1 protein-coding gene and 1 pseudogene are annotated in these 5,153 nt (G+C 66.3%); both read left to right on the top strand.

Translation table 11 applies throughout. The features are described from left to right. Positions 1–335: 335 nt before the first annotated feature. Positions 336–3,842 carry an autotransporter domain-containing protein gene (locus tag IVB46_RS07835; RefSeq protein ID WP_247342419.1) on the top strand — a complete coding sequence of 1,169 codons (3,507 nt, stop codon included), beginning with the start codon at positions 336–338 and terminating at the stop codon, positions 3,840–3,842. A gap of 259 nt (positions 3,843–4,101) precedes the next feature. Next, positions 4,102–5,153, top strand: a pseudogene (locus IVB46_RS45015) (hypothetical protein); the annotation flags it as partial.

The raw sequence follows: 5,153 nt of genomic DNA, 5'->3' as shown, positions 1-5,153 counted from the left end.
ATGCCCATCCTTCGGCCGCCGCCCCAGCAGTGCCCATATTGCCGAAAGCAAATCCTTGAAAAACAGCGGCGAAAACACATTCTGCCAAAGTAGTGCTAGGGCGTGGACTCATTGGACGTTCATATCCTGTCCGCGTTCCTTCTGTGATATTAATGACGCAATCGGCCAAATATGGCGCGCGCTTTGTCGGATGACCGATATTGGTCGGACTCCGCGATGTTCCCCCGCTAAACCTGATACTGCAGAGCCCCGCTTAACGGGTCCATGCGCGACGGGCGCCACAAAGGCGCAACGGAATTTCAAACGTCGCTATTTGGGCTGCGGGGAGGTTTGGGTTGTCTTATTTTGTAGCGTCTGAAGGCGCGCTGGAAACCGGCGCGGCCGTTGTTGGGCGCAAGCGATCGATTAGCCGCTTTGCGGCGCTGACCTTGGCCGCGTTGTCCCGCCGCCTGCTGGGCACCAGCTCCATGGTGGCGCTCGGACTGGTCCTGGCAACATCGACGCCATCGCGCGCCATCGACTGGACCGGCGGCACCTCAACCGACTGGTTCACCGCCACCAACTGGTCGGCCGGCGTTCCAACCAGCGCGGTCGACGCGAATATCGACACCGTTGCGCCCAATGCCACAGTGGTCGGAGCGGCCGGCGCGCAGGCGAACACTGTCTTTGTCGGCATTTCCGGCACCGGCACGCTGACAATCCAGAGCGGCGGCAACTTGAGCGACTTCAACGGCTATGTCGGCTTCAATGCCGGCTCGACCGGCACCGCGACGATTGATGGCGCCGGCTCGGCCTGGACCGCTTCCAACTTGTTCGCTGTCGGCTATTACGGCACCGGCACGCTGACGATCCAGAACGGCGGCACGGTAAGCAACACCAACATCGGCTTGATCGGGTCCAATGTCGGCTCGACCGGTACCGTGACGGTCGATGGCGCTGGCTCGGCCTGGACCAATTCCACCAACCTCGCTGTCGGCAATTCCGGCACCGGCACGCTGACGATCCGGAACGGCGGCACGGTGAGCAGCGCCTTGGGCGTTCTCGGCCAAAATTTCGGTTCGACCGGTACCGTAACGGTGGATGGCGCCGGCTCGTCCTGGACCAATTCCAGCGACCTCGAGGTCGGCTATGTCGGCGCCGGCACGCTGACGATCCGGAACGGCGGCAAGGTGAGCAACGTCACCGGCGGTCTCGGCATCAATACCGGCTCGACCGGCACCGTGACGGTCGATGGCGTCGGCTCGTCCTGGACCAATTCCGGCGATCTTTCTGTCGGCAATTCCGGCACCGGCACGCTGACGATCCGGAACGGCGGCACGGTGAGCAGCAACACCGGCTATCTCGGCAACAATGTCGGCTCGACCGGAACCGTGACGGTTGACGGTGCCGGCTCCTCCTGGACCAATTCCGGCCTCGTGGTCGGCGGGTCCGGCACCGGCACGCTGGCGATCCGGAACGGCGGCAAGGTGAGCAACGTCACCGGCGTTCTCGGCTTCAATGCCGGCTCGACCGGCGCAGCGACGGTTGATGGCGTCGGCTCGGCCTGGACCAATTCCGGCTCGCTCTTTGTTGGCTATTCCGGCGCCGGCACGCTGACGATCCAGAACGGCGGCACGGTGAGCAACAACTACGGCTTCCTCGGCTACTATTCGACCGGCACCGTGACGGTTGATGGCGCCGGCTCGTCCTGGACCAATTCCGGCGACCTCTGGGTCGGCGGTTCCGGTATCGGCAAGCTGACGATCCGGAACGGCGGCAAGGTGAGCAACGCCAACATCGTCTATCTCGGGCTCTTTGCCGGCACCGGCACCGTGACGGTTGATGGCGCCGGCTCGTCCTGGACCAATTCCGGCTCGCTCTTTGTTGGCTATTCCGGCACCGGCACGCTGACGATCGCCAATGGCGGCGCCGTCTCGGCGGCTTCGGGCATGCAAATCGCCCTTAACCTCGGCTCGACCGGCACGCTCAATATCGGCGCCGCCTCCGGTCAGGCCGCGGCCGCGCCGGGCACGCTGACCACGCCCTCGGTCGTGTTCGGGGCAGGCACCGGCAGCATCGTCTTCAACCACACCGCCTCGAACTACACATTCGCCCCGGTCATTTCTGGCGCGGGGTCGGTGACGGTGGAGAACGGCACCACCATCCTGACCGCGACCAACACCTATAGCGGGCCGACCACGGTCAATGGCGGCACGCTGGCGGTCAACGGCTCCATCGCCAATTCGGCGGTGACGGTCAATGCCGGTGGCACGCTCGGCGGCAACGGCACCGTCGGCAATACCACCGTCAACGCCGGCGGCGTGCTCGCGCCCGGCAATTCGATCGGCACGCTGACGGTCGGCGGCGATCTGGCGTTCGGCGCCGGCAGCATCTACCGCGTCGAGGTCTCGCCATCGGCCGCCGACCGCGCCAATGTCACGGGCATCGCGAGCCTGACCGGCGGCACCGTGCAGACGAGCTTCCTGCCCGGAACCTATGTCCGCAAGAGCTACACCATCCTGTCGGCGGCCGGCGGCCTCGGCGGCACCACCTTCAGCGGCGTGAGCAGCAGCCTGCCCGGTTTCACTGTCGGCCTGAGCTACACGCTGTCCGATGTGTTGCTGAACCTCACGGCCTCGCTCGGCGCCGGCACCTCGCTGCCGGGCAATGGGCAGACCGTCACATCCACGCTCAACAACTTCTTCAACAATGGCGGCGCGCTGCCGCCGGGCTTTGTCGCGCTGTTTGGTCTCACCGGCAGCAATCTTTCAGCCGCGCTGTCGCAAACCTCCGGCGAGACCGCGACCGGCTCGCAGCAGACGACCTTCAACGCAATGAACCAGTTCATGGGGGTGCTGACCGATCCCTTCATCGACGGTCGCGGCGATGGCGTTTCAGCGGGATCATCCGCGGGCGCGTCGGCCTACGCCTCGCCGGACAGACCGCGTTCCGGTGCGGCGCGGGACGCCAATGCGATGTTCACCAAGGCGCCCGTCATGGCCGATCCGTTCGCGCAGCGCTGGAGCGTGTGGGCGGCAGGCTATGGCGGCTCGCAGACCACGGACGGCAACACGACACTCGGCTCCAACAACACGACCAGCCGCATCGCAGGCATCGCGGTCGGCGCCGATTACCGTATCTCGCCGAATACGCTGGCGGGCTTTGCGCTCGCCGGCGGTGGTACGAACTTCAGCGTCGTCAATGGCGGCTCTGGCCGATCTGACCTGTTCCAGGCCGGCGCCTTCGTCCGGCACAATGCGGGTGCGGCGTATCTCTCCGGCGCGCTGGCCTATGGCTGGCAGGACATCACCACCAACCGCACCGTGACGGTGGCCGGCATCGACCAGTTGCGCGCGCAGTTCAACGCCAATGCCTTCTCGGGTCGCGTCGAAGGCGGCTATCGCTTTGTCAGCCCGTGGATGGGCGGCATCGGCATCACGCCCTACGCGGCAGGACAGTTCACCACCTTCGACCTGCCGGCCTATGCCGAGCAGGCGGTAACCGGCGTCAACACCTTTGCGCTCGCCTACGCCTCGAAGAGTGTCACTGATACGCGCAGCGAGCTCGGCCTTCGCAGCGACAAATCATATGCGATGGCGGACGGAATCTTCACGCTGCGAGGGCGCCTGGCATGGGCGCATGATTTCAATCCCGACCGCAATATCGGCGCGACGTTCCAGACGCTGCCGGGCGCATCCTTTGTCGTTGGCGGCGCCGCGCAAGCCAGCGACTCCGCGCTCGTCACCGCTGCTGCCGAAAAGAAATGGCTGAACGGCTGGTCCGCCGCCGGCACTTTCGAAGGCGAGTTCTCTCAGCTCACCAGGAGCTACGCCGGCAAGGGCGTCGTGCGGTATGCGTGGTGAGGTGGCGACTTCCCGAACGACGCCTCTCCAATGCCAACTGGTGATGTCGATATCCGCGTTCCTCCTGTGATATTAATCACGCAGTCGGCCAAATAGGGCGGCGCGCTTTGTCGGATGACCGATATTGGTCGGACACCGCGATGTTCCCCCGCTAAACCTGATTCCACAGAGCCCCGCTTAACGGGTCCATGCGCGACCGGCGCCGCAACGGCGCAATGGTATTTCAACGGTCGCTATTTGGGCTGCGGGGAGGTTTGGGTTGTCTTATTTTGTAGCGTCTGAAGGCGCGCTGGAAACCGGCGCGGCCGTTGTTGGGCGCAAGCGATCGATTAGCCGCTTTGCGGCGACCATGCGCGCGGCGCTGTTCGCCGGCGTCTTGCTCGGCGCGCTCGTGACCGGAGCGCGGGCCCAGACGGTGATCAACGTCACGGTCGCCAACGACACCGGCACCACCTCGGGGGGCTCGACTGGCGGCGCCGGCACGCTTAGCGCCGCGCTCGCGCAGATCAATGCTTCCACGCCCCCCGGCGGCTTCATCATCAACCTGCAGACCAATGTCACGCTGTCGGGGCCGCTGTCGCCGATCTTCAACTCGGTGAGCATCAACGGCAACGGCTTCACCATCAGCGGCAACAATTCGCAGCGCATCTTCATGGTCGGCGTCGACACCGCGACGCAGACCAGCGCGGGGGTGGCGGGCTCGATCATCGCGGACCGCCCTCAGGTGGCGATCAGCAACGTCATCCTGTCCGCGGGCCTCGCCCAGGGCGGCGGCAACGGCGCCGGCGGCGGCATGGGGGCGGGCGGCGCACTGTTCGTCAACCAGTCGGCCGACGTGACGCTGAGCAACGTCAGCTTCGCCAACAACAACGCGAAGGGCGGCAACGCAACAATCAACACGTTTCGCGGCGGCGGCGGCCTCGGCGGCAGCAGCGGCGGCAGCGGCGCCGGCGGCATTTTCGGCAGCGGCTCCTCCGGCGCCGGCGGCGGCATTTTCGGCGGTTCCGCTGGCGCCGGCGGCGGCGGCTATAGCGGCGCCGGTGGAAGCGGCGCGAACGGCACCGCGGGCCTCCTGTCGATTGCTGGCCTCAACGGCGCCGGCGGCGCCGGATTTGGTGGTGGCACCACCGGTGGTGCGAATGGCGGCGGCGGCGGCGGTATCGGAAATGCGGGCGGGGGTGGCGGCTTCGGCGGCGCAAGCAGTTCCGGCTCGACCGGCGGGGCGGGTGGTTTCGGCGGCGGCGGCGGCACCGGCTTGAACGGCGGCGGCGGCGGTGGTTTCGGCGGCGGCGGCGGTGGTTTCAGCGGCCC

The organism is Bradyrhizobium sp. 61 (genome assembly GCF_023073075.1).
GTDB classification, from domain to species: Bacteria; Pseudomonadota; Alphaproteobacteria; order Rhizobiales; family Xanthobacteraceae; genus Bradyrhizobium; species Bradyrhizobium barranii.
Note: the sequence above shows the minus strand (reverse complement) of the source record. Positions and strands in the feature narration are given on the sequence as shown.